This is a genomic window from Streptomyces sp. NPDC052701 (assembly GCF_040678355.1).
Lineage (GTDB): Bacteria > Actinomycetota > Actinomycetes > Streptomycetales > Streptomycetaceae > Streptomyces.
In genome coordinates, this window is sequence record NZ_JBFATO010000014.1 from 137,353 (window position 1) to 154,276 (window position 16,924).

Genomic DNA, 16,924 nt, shown 5'->3' on the forward strand with positions numbered 1-16,924 from the left:
CGCAGGGCCCCCATGGTGCAGATCAAGACCCCCGAGCAGATCGCCAAGATGCGTGCGGCGGGCCTGGTCGTCGCCGCCATCCACGCGGCGACCCGTGAAGCCGCCGTGCCGGGGGCCACGACGAAGGACCTGGACCAGGTCGCCCGCAAGGTGCTCGCCGAGCACGGCGCCAAGCCGAACTTCCTCGGCTACGGCGGCTTCCCCGCGACGATCTGCACCTCGGTGAACGAGGTCGTCGTCCACGGCATCCCCTCCGACGACGTCGTCCTCAAGGACGGCGACATCATCTCCGTCGACTGCGGCGCGATCGTCGACGGCTGGCACGGCGACGCGGCCTACACGGCCTTCGTGGGCTCCGGGCACGCCCCGGAGCTGATCGAGCTCTCCCGGGTGACCGAGGAGTCGATGTGGGCCGGCATCGCGGCCATGAAGCAGGGCAACCGGCTCGTCGACGTCTCCCGGGCCATCGAGACGTACATCCGCCGCCAGCCCAAGCCCGGCGGCGGCCGGTACGGGATCATCGAGGACTACGGCGGCCACGGCATCGGCACCGAGATGCACATGGACCCGCACCTGCTGAACTACGTCGACCGGCGCCGCGGCAAGGGGCCCAGGCTGGTCCCCGGCTTCTGCCTCGCCATCGAGCCGATGGTGTCCCTGGGCACGCCGAAGACCGAGGTCCTCCAGGACGACTGGACGGTCGTCACCACGGACGGCACCTGGTCCTCCCACTGGGAGCACTCCGTCGCCCTCACCGAGCAGGGCCCGCTGGTCCTGACGGCTCCCGACGGCGGCAGGGCCAAGCTCGCCGAGTACGGGATCACGGCCGCCCCCGACCCGCTCGCATAATGATCTGCGGCGTGGGGCAGACTCCCTCATTTCGTCTTTCCGGGTGTGCTGACGTAGACTGACTCGTCGGCTCTCGTGCACCCGCATGTCCGCATGCACGTCAACGGTGCGCGCAGGAGTCGATCAAGGTAGTCGATTCGAAGGGCGAAGCGTGGCCAAGAAGCAAGGTGCCATCGAGATCGAGGGCACTGTCGTCGAGTCTCTTCCGAACGCCATGTTCAAGGTCGAGCTCCAGAACGGCCACCAGGTCCTGGCACACATCAGCGGCAAGATGCGTATGCACTACATCCGCATCCTCCCTGACGACCGGGTCGTGGTGGAGCTGTCTCCGTACGACCTGACCCGTGGCCGGATCGTCTACCGCTACAAGTAGATCTTGCCCGCGCCCCGGGTGACGGGGTGGTGGCACTGACCCGGAGAACCTCACACCCATGAAGGTCAAGCCGAGCGTCAAGAAGATCTGCGACAAGTGCAGGGTGATCCGCCGTCACGGCCGGGTCATGATCATTTGCGAGAACCCGCGCCACAAGCAGCGCCAGGGCTGACCGCACGATCACACCCTCTGCACCGCTATCGCAGAGATTCGCGCGACGCGAGCTGAGTATGTTCATACGCAGGACCCGAGCCGTCCCGGCTCGACACCCCCGGCTCGGAGGCCGGGGACCCAGTCCGTACCTGATACGGCGGCTGGGAACCGGTTCTGCGGCAGACCTCCGAAGATCACCAGGAGCCATTGAATGGCACGCGTTTCCGGTGTCGACATCCCGCGCGACAAGCGCGTGGAGATCGCCCTGACCTACGTGTTCGGCATCGGCCGGACCCTTTCCCAGCAGACGCTGGCCGCCACCGGCGTGGACCCGAACACCCGTGTTCGGGACCTCACCGAGGAGCAGCTGGTCGCGATCCGCGAGTACGTCGACAACAACATCAAGACCGAGGGTGACCTCCGTCGCGAGATCCAGGCCGACATCCGCCGCAAGGTCGAGATCGGCACGTACCAGGGTCTGCGTCACCGCCGCGGTCTGCCCGTCCGTGGTCAGCGCACGAGCACCAACGCCCGCACCCGCAAGGGCCCGCGTCGCGCCATCGCCGGCAAGAAGAAGCCGGGCAAGAAGTAGTCCGCAGCGGACGCCTGTCCACGGTCTTCGCTGTAGGACCGACCACCTCCCGTAGGAGTTAAGAGATGCCCCCCAAGGGACGTCAGGGCGCTGCCAAGAAGGTGCGCCGCAAGGAAAAGAAGAACGTCGCTCACGGCCACGCGCACATCAAGAGCACGTTCAACAACACGATCGTCTCCATCACGGACCCGTCCGGCAACGTGATCTCCTGGGCCTCCGCCGGCCACGTCGGCTTCAAGGGCTCCCGGAAGTCCACGCCGTTCGCCGCGCAGATGGCCGCCGAGTCGGCCGCCCGCCGCGCCCAGGAGCACGGCATGCGCAAGGTCGACGTCTTCGTCAAGGGCCCGGGCTCCGGTCGTGAGACCGCGATCCGCTCCCTGCAGGCGACCGGCCTCGAGGTCGGCTCCATCCAGGACGTCACGCCGACCCCGCACAACGGCTGCCGTCCGCCGAAGCGCCGCCGCGTCTGACGCACGGCTCCTCGCCGCGGGTTTTCGGGCGGTACGGTCCGCGAGGGTCGTGCCGCCCGTACCCTTGCAGTACCCGTCCCCTCGTTCGGGGGCGGCTTCCGTCGGGTGTCATATAGCGGGCGCCCACGACTGAAGGATCTGATCCACACATGCTGATCGCTCAGCGTCCCTCGTTGACCGAAGAGGTCGTCGACGAGTTCCGCTCCCGGTTCGTGATCGAGCCGCTGGAGCCGGGCTTCGGCTACACCCTCGGCAACTCCCTGCGCCGTACGCTCCTGTCCTCGATCCCGGGTGCGGCGGTCACGTCCATCCGCATCGACGGCGTCCTGCACGAGTTCACCACCGTGCCGGGCGTCAAGGAGGACGTCACCGACCTGATCCTCAACATCAAGCAGCTGGTCGTCTCCTCCGAGCACGACGAGCCGGTCGTGATGTACCTGCGCAAGCAGGGCCCGGGTCTGGTCACCGCCGCCGACATCGCGCCCCCGGCCGGTGTCGAGGTGCACAACCCCGACCTCGTCCTCGCCACGCTCAACGGCAAGGGCAAGCTGGAGATGGAGCTGACCGTCGAGCGCGGTCGCGGCTACGTCTCCGCCGTGCAGAACAAGCAGGTCGGCCAGGAGATCGGCCGCATTCCGGTCGACTCCATCTACTCGCCGGTCCTCAAGGTCACCTACAAGGTCGAGGCGACCCGTGTCGAGCAGCGCACCGACTTCGACAAGCTGATCGTCGACGTCGAGACCAAGCAGGCCATGCGTCCGCGTGACGCCATGGCGTCGGCCGGCAAGACCCTGGTCGAGCTGTTCGGTCTGGCCCGCGAGCTCAACATCGACGCCGAGGGCATCGACATGGGCCCGTCCCCGACGGACGCCGCGCTCGCCGCCGACCTGGCGCTGCCGATCGAGGAGCTGGAGCTCACCGTTCGGTCGTACAACTGCCTCAAGCGCGAGGGCATCCACTCCGTGGGTGAGCTCGTCGCCCGCTCCGAGGCGGACCTGCTGGACATCCGCAACTTCGGTGCGAAGTCCATCGACGAGGTCAAGGCGAAGCTGGCCGGTATGGGCCTCGCGCTCAAGGACAGCCCGCCCGGATTCGACCCGACCGCCGCGGCCGACGCGTTCGGTGCCGACGACGACGCGGACGCCGGTTTCGTGGAGACCGAGCAGTACTGATCCGGCTGCCGGCCCGCTGCGGCCGGTCGCGCAGTTCCCCGCGCCCCTTGGGGCACGGATCCTCCGGGGCGCTCGAAAGGCGCCCCGGATCTCCGACAGGCGACCGCCTGCTCGGATACTGACCCCGGTACCTGATACGGCCGGGGCAGACACACAGGAGAAGAACCATGCCGAAGCCCACCAAGGGTGCCCGTCTGGGCGGCAGTGCCGCGCACGAGAAGCTGCTGCTCGCGAACCTCGCGAAGTCGCTCTTCGAGCACGGCCGCATCACCACCACCGAGGCGAAGGCCCGCCGCCTGCGCCCGTACGCCGAGCGTCTGATCACCAAGGCGAAGAAGGGCGACCTTCACAACCGCCGTCAGGTGCTGCAGGTCATCACGGACAAGAGCATCGTCCACACGCTCTTCACCGAGATCGGCCCGCGCTACGAGAACCGTCCGGGTGGCTACACCCGCATCACCAAGATCGGTAACCGCCGTGGCGACAACGCGCCCATGGCCGTCATCGAGCTGGTGGAGGCGCTGACGGTGGCGCAGCAGGCGACCGGTGAGGCCGAGGCCGCCACCAAGCGCGCGGTCAAGGAGGCCGAGGAGGCCAAGGCGGAGGAGACCAAGGCCGACGAGGCCCCGGTCGAGGACGCCAAGGCCGAGGAGGCTCCCGCCGAGGAGTCCAAGGACGCCTGAGGCCCTGCCTGAGCGTTCGCGGCGGGTCCGCCCTTCGGGGCGGGCCCGCTTTCGCGTACCCGAGAGGATCCAGGAGTGAGTGACGAAGTACAGCCCGGGCACGTCCGCGTCCGCCTCGACCTGTCCTACGACGGTACCGGCTTCCACGGCTGGGCCAGGCAGCCCGGCGGCCGGCGGACGGTGCAGGGGGAGATCGAGGAGGCCCTGCGGACCGTCACGCGGTCGGGGCACACGACGTACGAGCTGACCGTGGCCGGGCGGACCGACGCGGGGGTGCACGCGCGCGGACAGGTGGCGCACGTGGACCTGCCGCGCGAGGTGTGGGCCGAGCACAAGCCGAAGCTGCTCAAGCGGCTCGCCGGGCGGCTGCCCAAGGACGTGCGGGTGTGGGCCCTGAGGGAGGCCCCGCCCGGTTTCGACGCCCGTTTCTCGGCGATCTGGCGGCGCTACGCCTATCGCGTCACCGACAACCCGGGCGGGGTGGACCCGCTGCTGCGCGGGCACGTCCTGTGGCACGACTGGCCGCTGGACGTCGACGCCATGAACGAGGCCGCGCGCGGGCTGCTGGGCGAGCACGACTTCGCCGCGTACTGCAAGAAGCGCGAGGGTGCCACGACCATCCGGACCCTCCAGGAGCTGCGCCTCGTACGCGGGGACGACGGGATCGTCACGGCCACCGTCCGGGCCGACGCCTTCTGCCACAACATGGTGCGCTCGCTCATCGGGGCGCTGCTGTTCGTGGGCGACGGGCACCGCCCGCCGGACTGGCCCGCGAAGGTGCTGGCGGCCGGTGTGCGGGACTCCGCGGTGCACGTCGTACGGCCGCACGGGCTGACGCTGGAGGAGGTCGGCTATCCGGCGGACGAGCTGCTGGCGGCGCGCAGCCGGGAGGCGCGGAACAAGCGGTCGCTGCCCGGTCCCTCCGGGTGCTGCTGAACCGTCCCGGGGGCGGGCCGGTGCGGTGCGCCGGCCGGCCGCGCGCCCGGGCGGCGAGCAGTCCGCCGGCCGCCGCGCCTGCACTCGTTCGCCCCGTACCCCACGGCGTACGAGGCGCGCCACCGGGCGTCGCGGACCCAGGGGATCCCGGTGTCGTGCCTCCCCGCCCGGCGGACCCGGCCGTGCCACGACGAGCCGCACGACGGCCCTCTCGACGGCCCCCGGTACCGGACCACCACCCGTCCGTCCCCGGCGGAACGTCCACGCCGGGCCGGCCCGCCCCGGTCCCGATCGAGGACCCGCAGCGGGCGGTCACGAGGGAGACGCGGCCCGTCGTCCCGGGCCTGGTGGCGCCGGTCCCGGCCGGTACCACCGGCCACCTCACCGTGGAACCACGCGAGCGGGAGACGCCCGGTGTCACGGAAGTCCGCGGCGCCGGCGTCCTGCCGCCGGCGCGTCCGGGCGGCGGCTACTGGCCGACCGCCGCCGACGCCTGCGCCTCGCCGCGGCGGCGGATCTGGCGGAAGGTGAACTCCGCCAGGTCGTCGCCGGTGGAGAAGACCGCCGTGTCCTTCGTGGTGACGTCCTTGCCGCTGGTGAAGCCGGCGATGGTGAAGTAGGCGTAGCGGCCCAGGGAGTTGGTCGTCGTGCGGCAGACGGCGCCGTCGCAGAAGTCCTTGACGCCGCCGCCGGACAGCGAATCGACGATGCTCTTGGTGTCGGCCTGCTTCTTGGCGTTCGTCGCCTGGGCCTCGGTGTTGAAGACGGCCACGCCGACCGTCACCGCGACGCCGTCCCTGGTGTAGGTGACGCGTATCAGGCGCGTGCAGTCGTTCGCGGTGAGGACCTTGGGCAGGGTCTGCCGGGCGGCCGAGGCGCAGTTCCTCGTGTCGGCCGTCGGACCCTTCTTGTAGACCGTCTGGCCCATGGTCAGCTGGGTGCCCGGGAAGAGGGTCTGCGGGCTCAGCGGAGCCTTGTCCTTGCTCGCGCTGGCGATGAAGTCCCTCGGGTCCAGCGGGGGCGGCGCGCTGGTCGGCGCGAACGACGGTGCCGAGGCGCTCGCGCTCGGGATGTCCGCGGTCGAGGGCAGCTGGGAGACCGGGTTGTTCGACGCCCGGCTGTCGCCGTTCGCCGAGACGACCGCCACCGCCACGGCGCTCGCGACCGCGACGGTGGCGAGCGCGCCGCCGCCGATGAACAGCAGCCGGCGCCGCTTCTTGCGGGCCTCGGACGCCTCGGCGAGCGCCGCCCAGTCGGGCGACTGGCCCCCACCGCCGTCCCAGGGCTGCTGGGAATGCGGTTTCCAGGGATCCCACTGGGACTGAGGTCCCCCCTGCCCATAGCTCATGGGGCGCATCTTAGACGGGCCAAGGGGCGTGCTGTTGCGCCCCATTGGGCCGCGGACCCCCTAGCGTTCCTCCAATGACGACGGGCAAAAGCGACATCTCCGGGTGGTTGGTGCGACCGGCGACCTGGCATCTGTGGGCGGTGCTCGCCGCGGTGCTCGCGGCGCCGGCGGCGCACGCGGCGCGGACGACCGCGGACGGCGGCATGGACAACGCCATCGTCGTGCGGGCCGCGCGCACCTGGCTGGCGGGCGGCTCGCCGTACGACGATCCGCACTTCCTCTACCTGCCGGGCGCGGTCCTGGCGGCGGCCCCGCAGACCCTGCTGCCGCCCGGCGCGCTGCGCGTGCTGGTGCCGGTGACGGTGACGGCCTGCCTGGCGCTGGGCTGGGCCTGTGCGCTGCGCCTGCACGGCGTCCCGCTGCACAGCCGCTTCGCGGCCCTGGGCCTGGCCGGTCTCGCGGCGGGCTTCGCGCCGTTCGGACATCTGGTGCTGCTGGGCAACTGGACGGTGACGGCGGCCCTGGCGCTGCCGCTGTGCCTGCTGCTGGCCGGGCGGGGCCGCTGGGTGGCGGCGGGCGCGGTCGTCGGCGCCGCGGTGACGCTGAAGCCGCTGCTCGCCCCGATGGCGCTGCTGTTCGTCCTCGCCCGCCGCTGGCGGGCCCTGGGGGTGCTCGTGCTGGTGCCGGCGGCCGCCTCGGCGGCGGCGGCCCTGGCGCTGCCCGACCCGACGGGCTTCCTCACCCGCACCCTGCCCTTCCTGCTGCACGGCGACGACGGATTCGTCCGGCTCTACGAGGCCTCCCCGGCGGCGGTGCTGCCGCGGCTGGGGACGCCCCGGCCGGCGGCCGGGGCGGTCGCGCTGCTGGCGGCCGCCGCCGGGGTGCTGTGCGCCCGCCGCCGCTGGCGCCGCGCCGACCCCGGCCCGCTCCGGCTCGTGGAGACGTCCACGGGGCTGATGCTCTCGGTGTTCCTCGTCTCACGCCCGTCGTACGACCACTACCTCCTGGTCGTCCTGCCGCTGCTGCTGGCCGGGCTGCCGTATCCCGGCTCGGCGGCCCGCAGGCCCTGGTTCTGGCTCGCCCTGGTCCCGCAGCTGCCGGGTCTGACCTGGCCCTATCTGGAGACGGCGCGGCGGCGGGCCTTCAAGGACGCGGTCACGCTGGGGGTGCTGGCGGCCACGGTGGCCCGGCAGGCGTTCCGGCCGGGCGGCGACGCCGCCGGGCCACGCCGGGGGGCGGGCCCCGCGCACCCCGTACACTCGAAGGAGGCAGCGATCCCGCGTTTTGACCCGCCTGGGGCACCCCGGTATCCTGCCTAGTCGTTGTGTATTGGCTTGCTCATTCTCACGGGACGGGCCCTTACACCGGTCCACCGGGCCGATGACCAGCGACCGGCACGCGGTTTGCGTCACCGCAGTGCGGTCAAGGCTGTCGTGATCGTTTCGGTGACCTTGTCTAGGACCATTCACTCGAAGCGAAGGCTACGAACCGTGCGTACGTACAGCCCCAAGCCCGGCGATGTGACGCGCCAGTGGCACGTCATCGACGCTCAGGACGTTGTCCTGGGCCGTCTCGCCAGCACTGCCGCCACCCTTCTGCGGGGCAAGCACAAGCCGATCTACGCGCCGCACGTCGACGCTGGTGACTTCGTCATCATCATCAACGCCGACAAGGTGCACCTGTCCGGCAACAAGCGGACCCAGAAGATGGCGTACCGCCACTCCGGCTACCCGGGCGGTCTGCGCTCGGTCCGCTACGACGAGCTGCTTGACAAGAACCCCGAGAAGGCCATCGAGAAGGCCGTCAAGGGCATGCTCCCCAAGAACTCCCTGGGCCGTCAGATGCTCTCGAAGCTGAAGGTCTACAAGGGTGACCAGCACCCGCACGGCGCGCAGCAGCCGCAGCCGTACGAGATCACCCAGGTCGCGCAGTAAGTCCGGCCACCCCCTAAGACTGAAGAGAATCTGAGGAGAATCGTGGCCGAGACCACTGCCGAGCAGCCGCTCGAAGAGCTTGACATCGACAGCTACACCACCGAGTCCGAGGTCCCCGTCGAGGGCGAGTACACCTCGGAGTCCCTCGCCTCCCGCTTCGGCGAGCCCCAGCCGGCCGCCGGCCTGGGCCGCCGCAAGGAGGCCATCGCCCGTGTCCGGATCGTCCCGGGCACCGGCAAGTGGAAGATCAACGGCCGCACCCTCGAGGACTACTTCCCGAACAAGGTGCACCAGCAGGAAGTGAACGAGCCCTTCAAGGTGCTCGAGCTCGAGGGCCGTTACGACGTCGTCGCCCGCATCTCCGGCGGCGGTGTCTCCGGTCAGGCCGGTGCGCTCCGTCTCGGTGTCGCCCGCGCGCTGAACGAGGCGGACGTCGACAACAACCGCGGTCCGCTGAAGAAGGCCGGCTTCCTGCGCCGCGACGACCGCGCGGTCGAGCGGAAGAAGGCCGGTCTGAAGAAGGCCCGCAAGGCTCCGCAGTACAGCAAGCGCTGACCCGCGCTGCCCGCTCGTACTCCGAACGCCCCGGCGGCACGCCACAGTGCCGCCGGGGCGTTCGTTTATCGCGGGCCATGGGCGTATAACGGCACAAGGCGCTCAAAGGCTGATGTGCTTGTGTGATGGGATGGCCGGGCATCGCATGTCATCGCGTGCCTGGGATGCGGAAGCAGCGTGCGCGGGCCGCACCGGCACCGCTTCCGGAACTGACGCTTCCTCAGGAGGACAAGTGGGACGACTCTTCGGCACGGACGGCGTGCGCGGTGTCGCCAACGCGGACCTGACGGCCGAGCTGGCCCTCGGCCTCTCCGTCGCCGCGGCGCACGTGCTGGCCGAGGCGGGCACGTTCGAAGGACACCGGCCGACCGCGGTGGTCGGACGTGACCCGCGCGCGTCCGGGGAGTTCCTGGAGGCCGCCGTGGTCGCGGGCCTGGCCAGCGCCGGCGTCGACGTGCTGCGGGTCGGCGTGCTGCCGACGCCCGCGGTGGCGTACCTCACCGGCGCCCTCGGCGCCGACCTCGGTGTGATGCTCTCCGCCAGCCACAACGCCATGCCCGACAACGGCATCAAGTTCTTCGCGCGCGGCGGCCACAAGCTCGCCGACGAGCTGGAGGACCGGATCGAGGCCGTGTACCAGGAGCACCGGGGCGGCGAGCCGTGGGAGCGGCCCACCGGCGCGGGCGTGGGGCGGGTCCGGGAGTACGAGGAGGGCGTCGAGCGGTACGTCTCGCACCTGATGAGCGTCCTGCCGAACCGGCTCGACGGGCTGAGGATCGTCCTCGACGAGGCGCACGGGGCCGCCGCCCGGGTCTCGCCGGAGGCGTTCCAGCGCGCCGGCGCCGAGGTCGTCACCATCGGCGCCGAGCCGGACGGCCTCAACATCAACGACGGCTGCGGCTCCACCCACCTCGACCGGCTCAAGGCCGCCGTCGTCGAGCACGGCGCCGACCTCGGCATCGCGCACGACGGCGACGCCGACCGCTGCCTGGCCGTGGACCACACCGGCGAGGAGGTGGACGGCGACCAGATCCTGGCCGTGCTCGCGCTGGCGATGCGGGAGCGTTCCGCACTGCGCTCCGACACCGTCGTCGCCACCGTCATGTCCAACCTCGGCTTCAAGCTCGCCATGGAGCGCGAGGGCATCCGGCTCGTCCAGACCGCGGTCGGCGACCGCTACGTCCTGGAGGAGATGAAGGAGCACGGCTACGCGCTCGGCGGCGAGCAGTCCGGGCACGTGATCGTCCTCGACCACGCGACGACCGGCGACGGCACGCTGACCGGCCTGCTGCTCGCCGCCCGCGTCGCGCAGAGCGGCCGTACGCTGCGGGACCTGGCGTCCGTGATGGAGCGGCTGCCGCAGGTGCTGGTCAACGTGCCGGACGTCGACAAGTCGCGCGTCGGCACCTCCGGGGACCTCGCGGCGGCGGTCGCCGACGCGGAGCGGGAGCTGGGGTCGACCGGACGGGTGCTGCTGCGGCCGTCGGGGACCGAGCCGCTGGTGCGGGTGATGGTCGAGGCGGCCGACATCGAACAGGCCCGGTCCGTGGCGGGCCGGCTGGCCGACGCGGTGAAGTCGGCGCTCGGCTAGGACCCGTCGCCGCCGGGCGGGCGGGAGTCCGGCCGCAGGGCCCGAGGCCTGCCCGGCTTCACCAGACGGCCGCGTTGCCTGGCCCACAGCCACTTCTGGACCAGCAGGGTGAGGGTGCCGGCCAGGATGATGCCCAGCAGGTTGAGCAGGAGCTGCTCCGTCGAGAGCAGGGTCTGGTTGGCGTCGCCGTAGATCAGGGCCACGGCCGCGTTGGCGGCGGCCGGGACCGTCGTCACGGAGATCGCGACGCCGACCAGGGCGCCGGACTTGGCGGAGGTCAGCGAGAGCGTGCCGGCGGCGCCGGCGAGGACCGCCACCACGAACGAGAACCAGTCCGGGGCGTAGATGAAACCGGTGTTGGGCCGGTCGGCCTCCAGCCGCTCCTCGCTGAACAGGCCGACCGCGTCCATGAAGAGGCTGAAGCCGACCGTCACCGCCATCGCCGCCGCGAAGCCCGCCAGCAGCGCGACCAGCGAGCGCAGGGCCGGCCGGGGGGCGCGCTGCACCACCGCCGTGCAGATGCCGGCGAGCGGACCGAACTCCGGGCCCACCGCCATCGCGCCGACGATCAGGATCGCGTTGTCCAGGACCACGCCGCAGGCCGCGATCATCGTCGCCAGCGTGATGAAGGCGACGTAGGTGACCGAGAGGGTCGACTCCTCGTGCGTCGCGTCCGCCAGGTGCTCCCACAGCACCGCGTCCGCGCCCTCGCCGGGCGCCTCCTCCTCGGCCCGGTCGGCGCGCTCGGACAGCGACAGGTCGATGTTCTCCACCGCGATGGACCCGCTCCTGTCCAGGTCCAGCTCCCGCAGCGCGCCGATGAGCTCGTCGCCCGCCTCGCGTGCCACGTCGCACATGACGACGTCGCCTGAGGGGCTGAGGGCGGCGCCCGGCATCACCACGAGGTGGGCGGTGCCGACCGTGGTCCGGATCAGGCGGACCACGGAGTCGGTCTTCTCGGCCGGGGTGATCAGGCGCAGATGCAGCATGGCGCCCTTTCTAGCAGGCCGGTGTCACAGCTTGCGCAGGCGCAGTCGCTGCACCTTGTGGTCGGGGCCCTTGCGCACGACGAGGGTGGCCCGGCCGCGGGTGGGGGCGATGTTCTCCACGAGGTTCGGCCTGTTGATCGTGCGCCACATCGTGCGGGCGTAGTCGAGGGCCTCCTCCTCGGAGACCTGGGTGTACTTGCGGAAGTACGAGGACGGGTTCTGGAAGGCGGTCTCGCGCAGCTTCCCGAAGCGGCTCAGGTACCAGCGCTCGATGTCCTCGGTGCGGGCGTCGACGTACACGCTGAAGTCGAAGTAGTCGGCGAGGCCGACCCGGGTGCGGCCGTCCTTGCCGGGCAGGGCGGGCTGCAGCACGTTCAGCCCCTCCACGATCAGGATGTCGGGCCGCCGCACGACGAGTTTCTCGCCGGGGACGATGTCGTAGATGAGGTGGGAGTAGACGGGCGCGGTCACCTCGTCCTTGCCCGCCTTGATGTCGGCGACGAAGCGGGTCAGGGCGCGGCGGTCGTAGGACTCGGGGAAACCTTTCCGCGACATCAGCCCGCGGGCCTGGAGCTCCCTGGTGGGCAGCAGGAAGCCGTCCGTCGTCACCAGCTCGACGCGCGGGTGCTCCGGCCAGCGGGACAGCAGGGCCTGCAGCAGGCGGGCGACGGTGGACTTGCCGACGGCGACGGAACCGGCGACCCCTATGACGAAGGGCGTGCCCGACTGGGAGCCCTGCTCGCCGAGGAAGGTGTTCAGCGCCCCTCTGAGCCCGTCGGTGGCGCCGACGTACAGGTTGAGCAGCCGGGACAGCGGCAGGTAGACGTCCCGCACCTCGTCGAGGTCGATGACGTCACCGAGACCGCGCAGCCTCTCGACCTCCTCGGCCGTCAGCGGCAGCGGCGTCTTGTCCCGCAGCGCGCTCCACTCCGCGCGGGTGAGATCGACGTAGGGAGTCGCCTCCGGCCGCTGCCGGTGGGCGCTCCGGGGCATCGGGGAGACCGGAGAGATCACAGTCCATTGTTAACGGAGTTTGAACGGGCCGGGGGGTGGGGTGGGTCACGCCGGGGCTGCGGAGGGCCGGGCCGGGGTGCGCGATCCGCGTTCGTACGACGGTGGGAATTTCCGATTCCGGGCACGAGGCGCGGGAATCGGGCGCCACGCGGGCCGTACGCTGCCACCCATGTGCGGAATCGTGGGATACGTGGGGCCGCAGTCGGCGCTCGAGGTCGTGATGGCCGGGCTGAAGCGGCTGGAGTACCGGGGATACGACTCGGCGGGCGTCGCCGTGCTCGCGGACGGGGGGCTGGCGGCGGCCAAGAAGGCCGGGAAGCTGGTCAACCTGGAGAAGGAGCTGGTCGACCGGCCGCTGCCGACCGGCTCGACGGGCATCGGGCACACCCGGTGGGCCACGCACGGCGGACCGACCGACGCCAACGCCCACCCGCACATCGACAACGCGGGGCGGGTCGCGGTGGTGCACAACGGCATCATCGAGAACTTCGCCGCGCTGCGGGCCGAGCTGGCGGACCGGGGCCACGACCTGGCCTCCGAGACCGACACCGAGGTCGTCGCCCATCTGCTCGCCGAGGAGTTCTCGTCCTGCGCCGACCTCGCCGAGGCGATGCGGCTGGTGTGCCGGCGGCTGGAGGGGGCGTTCACCCTCGTCGCCGTGCACGCCGACGAGCCCGACGTGGTGGTCGGCGCGCGGCGCAACTCGCCGCTCGTGGTCGGCGTCGGGGAGGGCGAGGCCTTCCTCGCCTCGGACGTCGCCGCGTTCATCGCCCACACCCGCTCGGCGATCGAGCTGGGCCAGGACCAGGTCGTGGAGCTGCGCCGGGACGGCGTGACGGTCACCGGCTTCGACGGCGGCCCGGCCGAGGTCCGCTCCTACCACGTCGACTGGGACACCTCGGCCGCCGAGAAGGGCGGCTACGACTACTTCATGCTCAAGGAGATCGCCGAGCAGCCCAAGGCGGTCGCCGACACGCTCCTCGGCCGCATCGACGCGTCCGGCTCCCTGACCCTCGACGAGGTGCGCATCCCGCCGGGGGTGCTGCGGGAGGTCGACAAGATCGTCGTCGTCGCGTGCGGCACGGCCTTCCACGCCGGGCTGATCGCCAAGTACGCCATCGAGCACTGGACGCGGATCCCGTGCGAGGTGGAGCTGGCCAGCGAGTTCCGCTACCGGGACCCGATCCTGGACCCGCGGACGCTCGTCGTCGCCATCTCCCAGTCCGGGGAGACCATGGACACCCTGATGGCGGTACGGCACGCCCGTGAGCAGGGCTCCCGGGTGCTCGCCGTCTGCAACACCAACGGCTCGACGATCCCGCGCGAGTCCGACGCGGTGCTGTACACGCACGCGGGGCCGGAGGTGGCCGTCGCCTCCACCAAGGCGTTCCTGACGCAACTGGTCGCCTGCTACCTGGTCGCCCTGTACCTCGGGCAGGTGCGCGGCACCAAGTGGGGCGACGAGATCCAGGCCGTCGTCCGGGACCTGGCGCAGATCTCCGGCGAGGTCGAGCGGGTGCTGGAGACCATGGAGCCGGTGCGCGAGCTGGCGCGGAGCCTCGCCCACAAGAACACGGTGCTCTTCCTGGGGCGGCACGTCGGGTATCCCGTGGCCCTGGAGGGCGCGCTCAAACTGAAGGAGCTCGCCTACATGCACGCCGAGGGCTTCGCGGCGGGCGAGCTCAAGCACGGCCCGATCGCCCTGATCGAGGAGGACCTGCCGGTGGTGGTGGTCGTGCCGTCGCCGCGCGGGCGGTCCGTGCTGCACGACAAGATCGTGTCCAACATCCAGGAGATCCGGGCCCGGGGCGCGCGCACGATCGTGATCGCCGAGGAGGGCGACGAGGCGGTCGTCCCCTACGCCGACCACCTGATCCGGATCCCGGCCACGCCGACGCTGCTGCAGCCGCTGGTCGCCACCGTCCCCCTGCAGGTGTTCGCCTGCGAGCTGGCCACGGCCCGCGGCAACGAGGTGGACCAGCCGCGCAACCTCGCGAAGTCCGTGACGGTGGAGTGAGCCCACCGGGTGCCGAACCTGTGCGAATTCCCCGGGTTCTGGTGAAAAAACCGTGAACTCGGGGCGCTTGTCCGGTCGTTGAGCGGGCACTCGATGGACCGGAGGTTGATAGGAATGGTTCCCCTTCTTCTGGTTCTTCTCCTGGCCGTGCTTCTCTTCGGGGCCGGCTTCGCAGTGAAGGCGCTGTGGTGGATCGCCGTCTTCGTGCTGGTGCTGTGGCTGCTGGGCTTCATCGTCCGCCCGGCGGGGACGGGTGGCCGGCGAGGGCGCTGGTACCGCTGGTAGCGCCGGTGGCGGTGGCGGTCGGTTCGTAGCGGCGCGGTGCCGGAGCAATCAAGGCGCTCCGGGGCGATCTGTGGCGTGCGAGGGAGTGGGGTCCGGTCCGATCCGGGCCCCGCTCTCTCGTGTCTGACGCCTTTTCGGGTTTCGGTGTTCTTGCATTCTTTGTGTTCCGGGGACGCCTTGGACGCTTTCGATGCCCTGGATGCTTCGAATGCTTTGAATGTCTCGGGTTCTTCGGATGTCCTGGGTTCTTCGTATGTCCCGGGTTCTTCGTATGTCCCGGGTTCTTCGTATGTCTCAAGGGCCTTGAGGGCTTTACGTGTCCCGGGTGCTCGCCGGCTGTCGCGGGGGCGTGTCACCCCCGTACTCCACCCCGTACCGCACCCTCGTAAGGTGCACGGCATGAGCATCATCGGGGTCGGGATCGATGTGGCCGAGATCGACCGGTTCGCGGCATCGCTGGAGCGCACGCCCGGGCTGGCCCGACGGTTGTTCCTGGACAGCGAGTTGCTGCGGCCCAGCGGAGAGCGCCGGGGCGCGGCCTCGCTCGCCGCCCGCTTCGCGGCGAAGGAGGCGGTCGCGAAGGCGCTCGGCGCGCCGGCGGGCCTGCACTGGACGGACGCCGAGGTCTACGTCGAGGACAGCGGGCAGCCCCGGCTGCGGGTCACGGGGACGGTCGCGGCGCGGGCGGCGGAGCTCGGGGTGCGCTCGTGGCACGTGTCGTTGAGCCATGACGCGGGGGTGGCGTCGGCGGTGGTGATCGCGGAGGGCTGACACCCGGCCGCGTCCACACCGGAGTCGGACCCGCGCCCACACCGGAGTCGGACCCGCGTGCCTGTACCGGAGTCGGACCCGCGTCCACGCCGGAATCACCGGCGCGCTCGCGGGCACTTCGTCTTCCGTGACGACCGAGGGGGACGGTGTCGCCGCGGTCCCGGCGGCCCGTCGGCCGCCGAACTCCGGCCGGGTGGAGAACGGCCACGAATCAAACAGGCATGTCCTGTGAGATCGGGGTAGAAGCTGTTCTGCTACTTCGTATCGAAGGCGTCTGCTGGACAGGGAGGACCACAAGTGACGGCGATGATTCCCCGGACGGACCGGGAGCAGGCTGTGGCCGAGCTGCCGGAGGTCGCCGATCCCGCGGGGGTCGCGCCGCAGGACGCCCGAGAGCTGTCGAAACTGTTCTTCGAGCAGCTCGCGCACCTGGAGGAGGGCACGCCCGAGTACCAGTACGCGCGGAACACCCTCATCGAGATGAACATGTCCCTCGTCCGCTTCGCGGCCGGCCGGTTCCGCAGCCGGGGCGCGGAGGAGCGGGAGGACATCGTCCAGGTCGGCACGATCGGTCTGATCAAGGCCATCGACCGGTTCGAGCTGTCCCGCGAGGTGGAGTTCACCTCCTTCGCGATCCCGTACATCGTCGGTGAGATCAAGCGGTTCTTCCGGGACACCTCCTGGTCCGTGCACGTGCCGCGCCGCCTGCAGGAGGCCCGGGTGCAGCTCGCCAGGGCCACCGAGGAGCTGTGCACCCGCCTCGGCCGCACGCCCACGGTCAAGGAGCTCGCGCAGCTGATGAGCCTGACCGAGGAAGAGGTCATCGAGGCCCGGATCGCCGCGAACGGCTACAACTCCGCCTCGCTGGACGCCGCCATCGGCGGTGAGCCGGACGGCGAGACGGTCCTGGCGGACTTCATCGGGTCCGAGGACACCGCCCTGGGGCTGATCGAGGACTTCCACGCCCTGGCCCCGATGATCGCCGAGCTCGACGAGCGGGAGCGGAAGATCATCCACTGGCGGTTCGTCGAGGAGATGACCCAGGCGCGCATCGCCGAAATGCTCGGCTGCTCGCAGATGCACGTCTCGCGTCTGCTGTCGCGCACCCTGAAGCGGCTGCGCGAGGGCATGCTGACCACCGACTGAGGCGGGAGACGGCGGGCCGGGGCGGGGCCGGAGTGTTCCGGCCCCG

At 71.0% G+C, this 16,924-nt stretch carries 19 protein-coding genes; 16 read left to right on the forward strand and 3 right to left on the reverse strand.

Going from position 1 to position 16,924, the window contains the following annotated elements; translation table 11 throughout:
• Nucleotides 1-12: 12 nt before the first annotated feature.
• From map to truA, 8 genes are all read left to right on the forward strand, one after another.
• Nucleotides 13-849, forward strand: coding sequence for a type I methionyl aminopeptidase (map, locus tag AB0L29_RS18375; RefSeq protein WP_365828394.1), 837 nt, complete (start codon nt 13-15; stop codon nt 847-849).
• A 151-nt stretch (nt 850-1,000) separates the two neighbouring features.
• Entirely contained in the window at nt 1,001-1,222 is a 222-nt protein-coding gene (infA, locus tag AB0L29_RS18380) for a translation initiation factor IF-1 (RefSeq protein ID WP_003948620.1), read from the forward strand.
• Between the two features lie 58 nt (nt 1,223-1,280).
• The gene (gene rpmJ, locus AB0L29_RS18385) at nt 1,281-1,394 is read left to right on the forward strand and encodes a 50S ribosomal protein L36 (protein WP_004984509.1); all 114 of its coding nucleotides are present in this window, start codon (nt 1,281-1,283) and stop codon (nt 1,392-1,394) included.
• A gap of 192 nt (nt 1,395-1,586) precedes the next feature.
• Nucleotides 1,587-1,967, forward strand: a complete 381-nt coding sequence (rpsM, locus tag AB0L29_RS18390; protein ID WP_019526959.1) for a 30S ribosomal protein S13 — start codon at nt 1,587-1,589, stop codon at nt 1,965-1,967.
• Between the two features lie 65 nt (nt 1,968-2,032).
• Entirely contained in the window at nt 2,033-2,437 is a 405-nt protein-coding gene (gene rpsK, locus AB0L29_RS18395) for a 30S ribosomal protein S11 (protein ID WP_003956432.1), read from the forward strand.
• 149 nt (nt 2,438-2,586) lie between these two features.
• Nucleotides 2,587-3,609 (forward strand): DNA-directed RNA polymerase subunit alpha, encoded by a 1,023-nt coding sequence (locus AB0L29_RS18400; RefSeq protein WP_003966937.1) that lies wholly within the window; start codon nt 2,587-2,589, stop codon nt 3,607-3,609.
• A gap of 167 nt (nt 3,610-3,776) precedes the next feature.
• The gene (gene rplQ / locus AB0L29_RS18405; RefSeq protein WP_365828305.1) at nt 3,777-4,292 is read left to right on the forward strand and encodes a 50S ribosomal protein L17; all 516 of its coding nucleotides are present in this window, start codon (nt 3,777-3,779) and stop codon (nt 4,290-4,292) included.
• Between the two features lie 75 nt (nt 4,293-4,367).
• A complete protein-coding gene (gene truA, locus AB0L29_RS18410) occupies nt 4,368-5,228 on the forward strand; it encodes a tRNA pseudouridine(38-40) synthase TruA (RefSeq protein ID WP_365828307.1) in 861 nt (286 codons plus the stop codon).
• Nucleotides 5,229-5,697: 469 nt separating this feature from the next.
• On the opposite strand, the gene AB0L29_RS18415 is transcribed toward truA, so the two are convergent.
• Nucleotides 5,698-6,576, reverse strand: coding sequence for a hypothetical protein (locus AB0L29_RS18415; protein ID WP_365828309.1), 879 nt, complete (start codon nt 6,574-6,576; stop codon nt 5,698-5,700).
• Nucleotides 6,577-6,650: 74 nt separating this feature from the next.
• On the opposite strand from AB0L29_RS18415, the gene AB0L29_RS18420 reads away from it, so the two are divergent.
• The 4 genes from AB0L29_RS18420 to glmM all read left to right on the forward strand — a co-directional run bounded on the left by AB0L29_RS18420 (nt 6,651) and on the right by glmM (nt 10,656).
• Complete coding sequence (locus tag AB0L29_RS18420; RefSeq protein WP_365828311.1) at nt 6,651-7,895, forward strand: glycosyltransferase 87 family protein; 1,245 nt, start codon at nt 6,651-6,653, stop codon at nt 7,893-7,895.
• 171 nt (nt 7,896-8,066) lie between these two features.
• Nucleotides 8,067-8,510 (forward strand): 50S ribosomal protein L13, encoded by a 444-nt coding sequence (rplM, locus tag AB0L29_RS18425; protein ID WP_031118775.1) that lies wholly within the window; start codon nt 8,067-8,069, stop codon nt 8,508-8,510.
• Between the two features lie 42 nt (nt 8,511-8,552).
• On the forward strand, nt 8,553-9,065 hold the full coding sequence (gene rpsI, locus AB0L29_RS18430; protein ID WP_365828312.1) for a 30S ribosomal protein S9: 513 nt from the start codon (nt 8,553-8,555) through the stop codon (nt 9,063-9,065).
• A gap of 232 nt (nt 9,066-9,297) precedes the next feature.
• A complete protein-coding gene (glmM, locus tag AB0L29_RS18435; protein WP_365828314.1) occupies nt 9,298-10,656 on the forward strand; it encodes a phosphoglucosamine mutase in 1,359 nt (452 codons plus the stop codon).
• Here glmM and AB0L29_RS18440 read toward each other — a convergent pair.
• Nucleotides 10,653-11,645 carry a DUF389 domain-containing protein gene (locus AB0L29_RS18440; protein ID WP_365828316.1) on the reverse strand — a complete coding sequence of 331 codons (993 nt, stop codon included), beginning with the start codon at nt 11,643-11,645 and terminating at the stop codon, nt 10,653-10,655. The genes glmM and AB0L29_RS18440 overlap by 4 nt on opposite strands.
• Before the next feature lie 24 nt (nt 11,646-11,669).
• Nucleotides 11,670-12,638, reverse strand: coding sequence for a type I pantothenate kinase (gene coaA, locus AB0L29_RS18445; protein ID WP_365828396.1), 969 nt, complete (start codon nt 12,636-12,638; stop codon nt 11,670-11,672).
• A gap of 190 nt (nt 12,639-12,828) precedes the next feature.
• Between coaA and glmS the strand changes: the two genes are divergently transcribed.
• The 4 genes from glmS to AB0L29_RS18465 all read left to right on the forward strand — a co-directional run bounded on the left by glmS (nt 12,829) and on the right by AB0L29_RS18465 (nt 16,878).
• The gene (glmS, locus tag AB0L29_RS18450) at nt 12,829-14,676 is read left to right on the forward strand and encodes a glutamine--fructose-6-phosphate transaminase (isomerizing) (protein WP_365828318.1); all 1,848 of its coding nucleotides are present in this window, start codon (nt 12,829-12,831) and stop codon (nt 14,674-14,676) included.
• 114 nt (nt 14,677-14,790) lie between these two features.
• Nucleotides 14,791-14,961: a hydrophobic protein gene (locus AB0L29_RS18455; protein WP_365828320.1), complete on the forward strand. Its 171-nt coding sequence runs from the start codon at nt 14,791-14,793 to the stop codon at nt 14,959-14,961.
• 399 nt (nt 14,962-15,360) lie between these two features.
• Nucleotides 15,361-15,732, forward strand: coding sequence for a holo-ACP synthase (locus tag AB0L29_RS18460; RefSeq protein WP_365828322.1), 372 nt, complete (start codon nt 15,361-15,363; stop codon nt 15,730-15,732).
• Between the two features lie 306 nt (nt 15,733-16,038).
• Nucleotides 16,039-16,878 (forward strand): RNA polymerase sigma factor SigF, encoded by an 840-nt coding sequence (locus AB0L29_RS18465; protein ID WP_365828398.1) that lies wholly within the window; start codon nt 16,039-16,041, stop codon nt 16,876-16,878.
• The last annotated feature ends 46 nt before the right edge of the window (nt 16,879-16,924 follow it).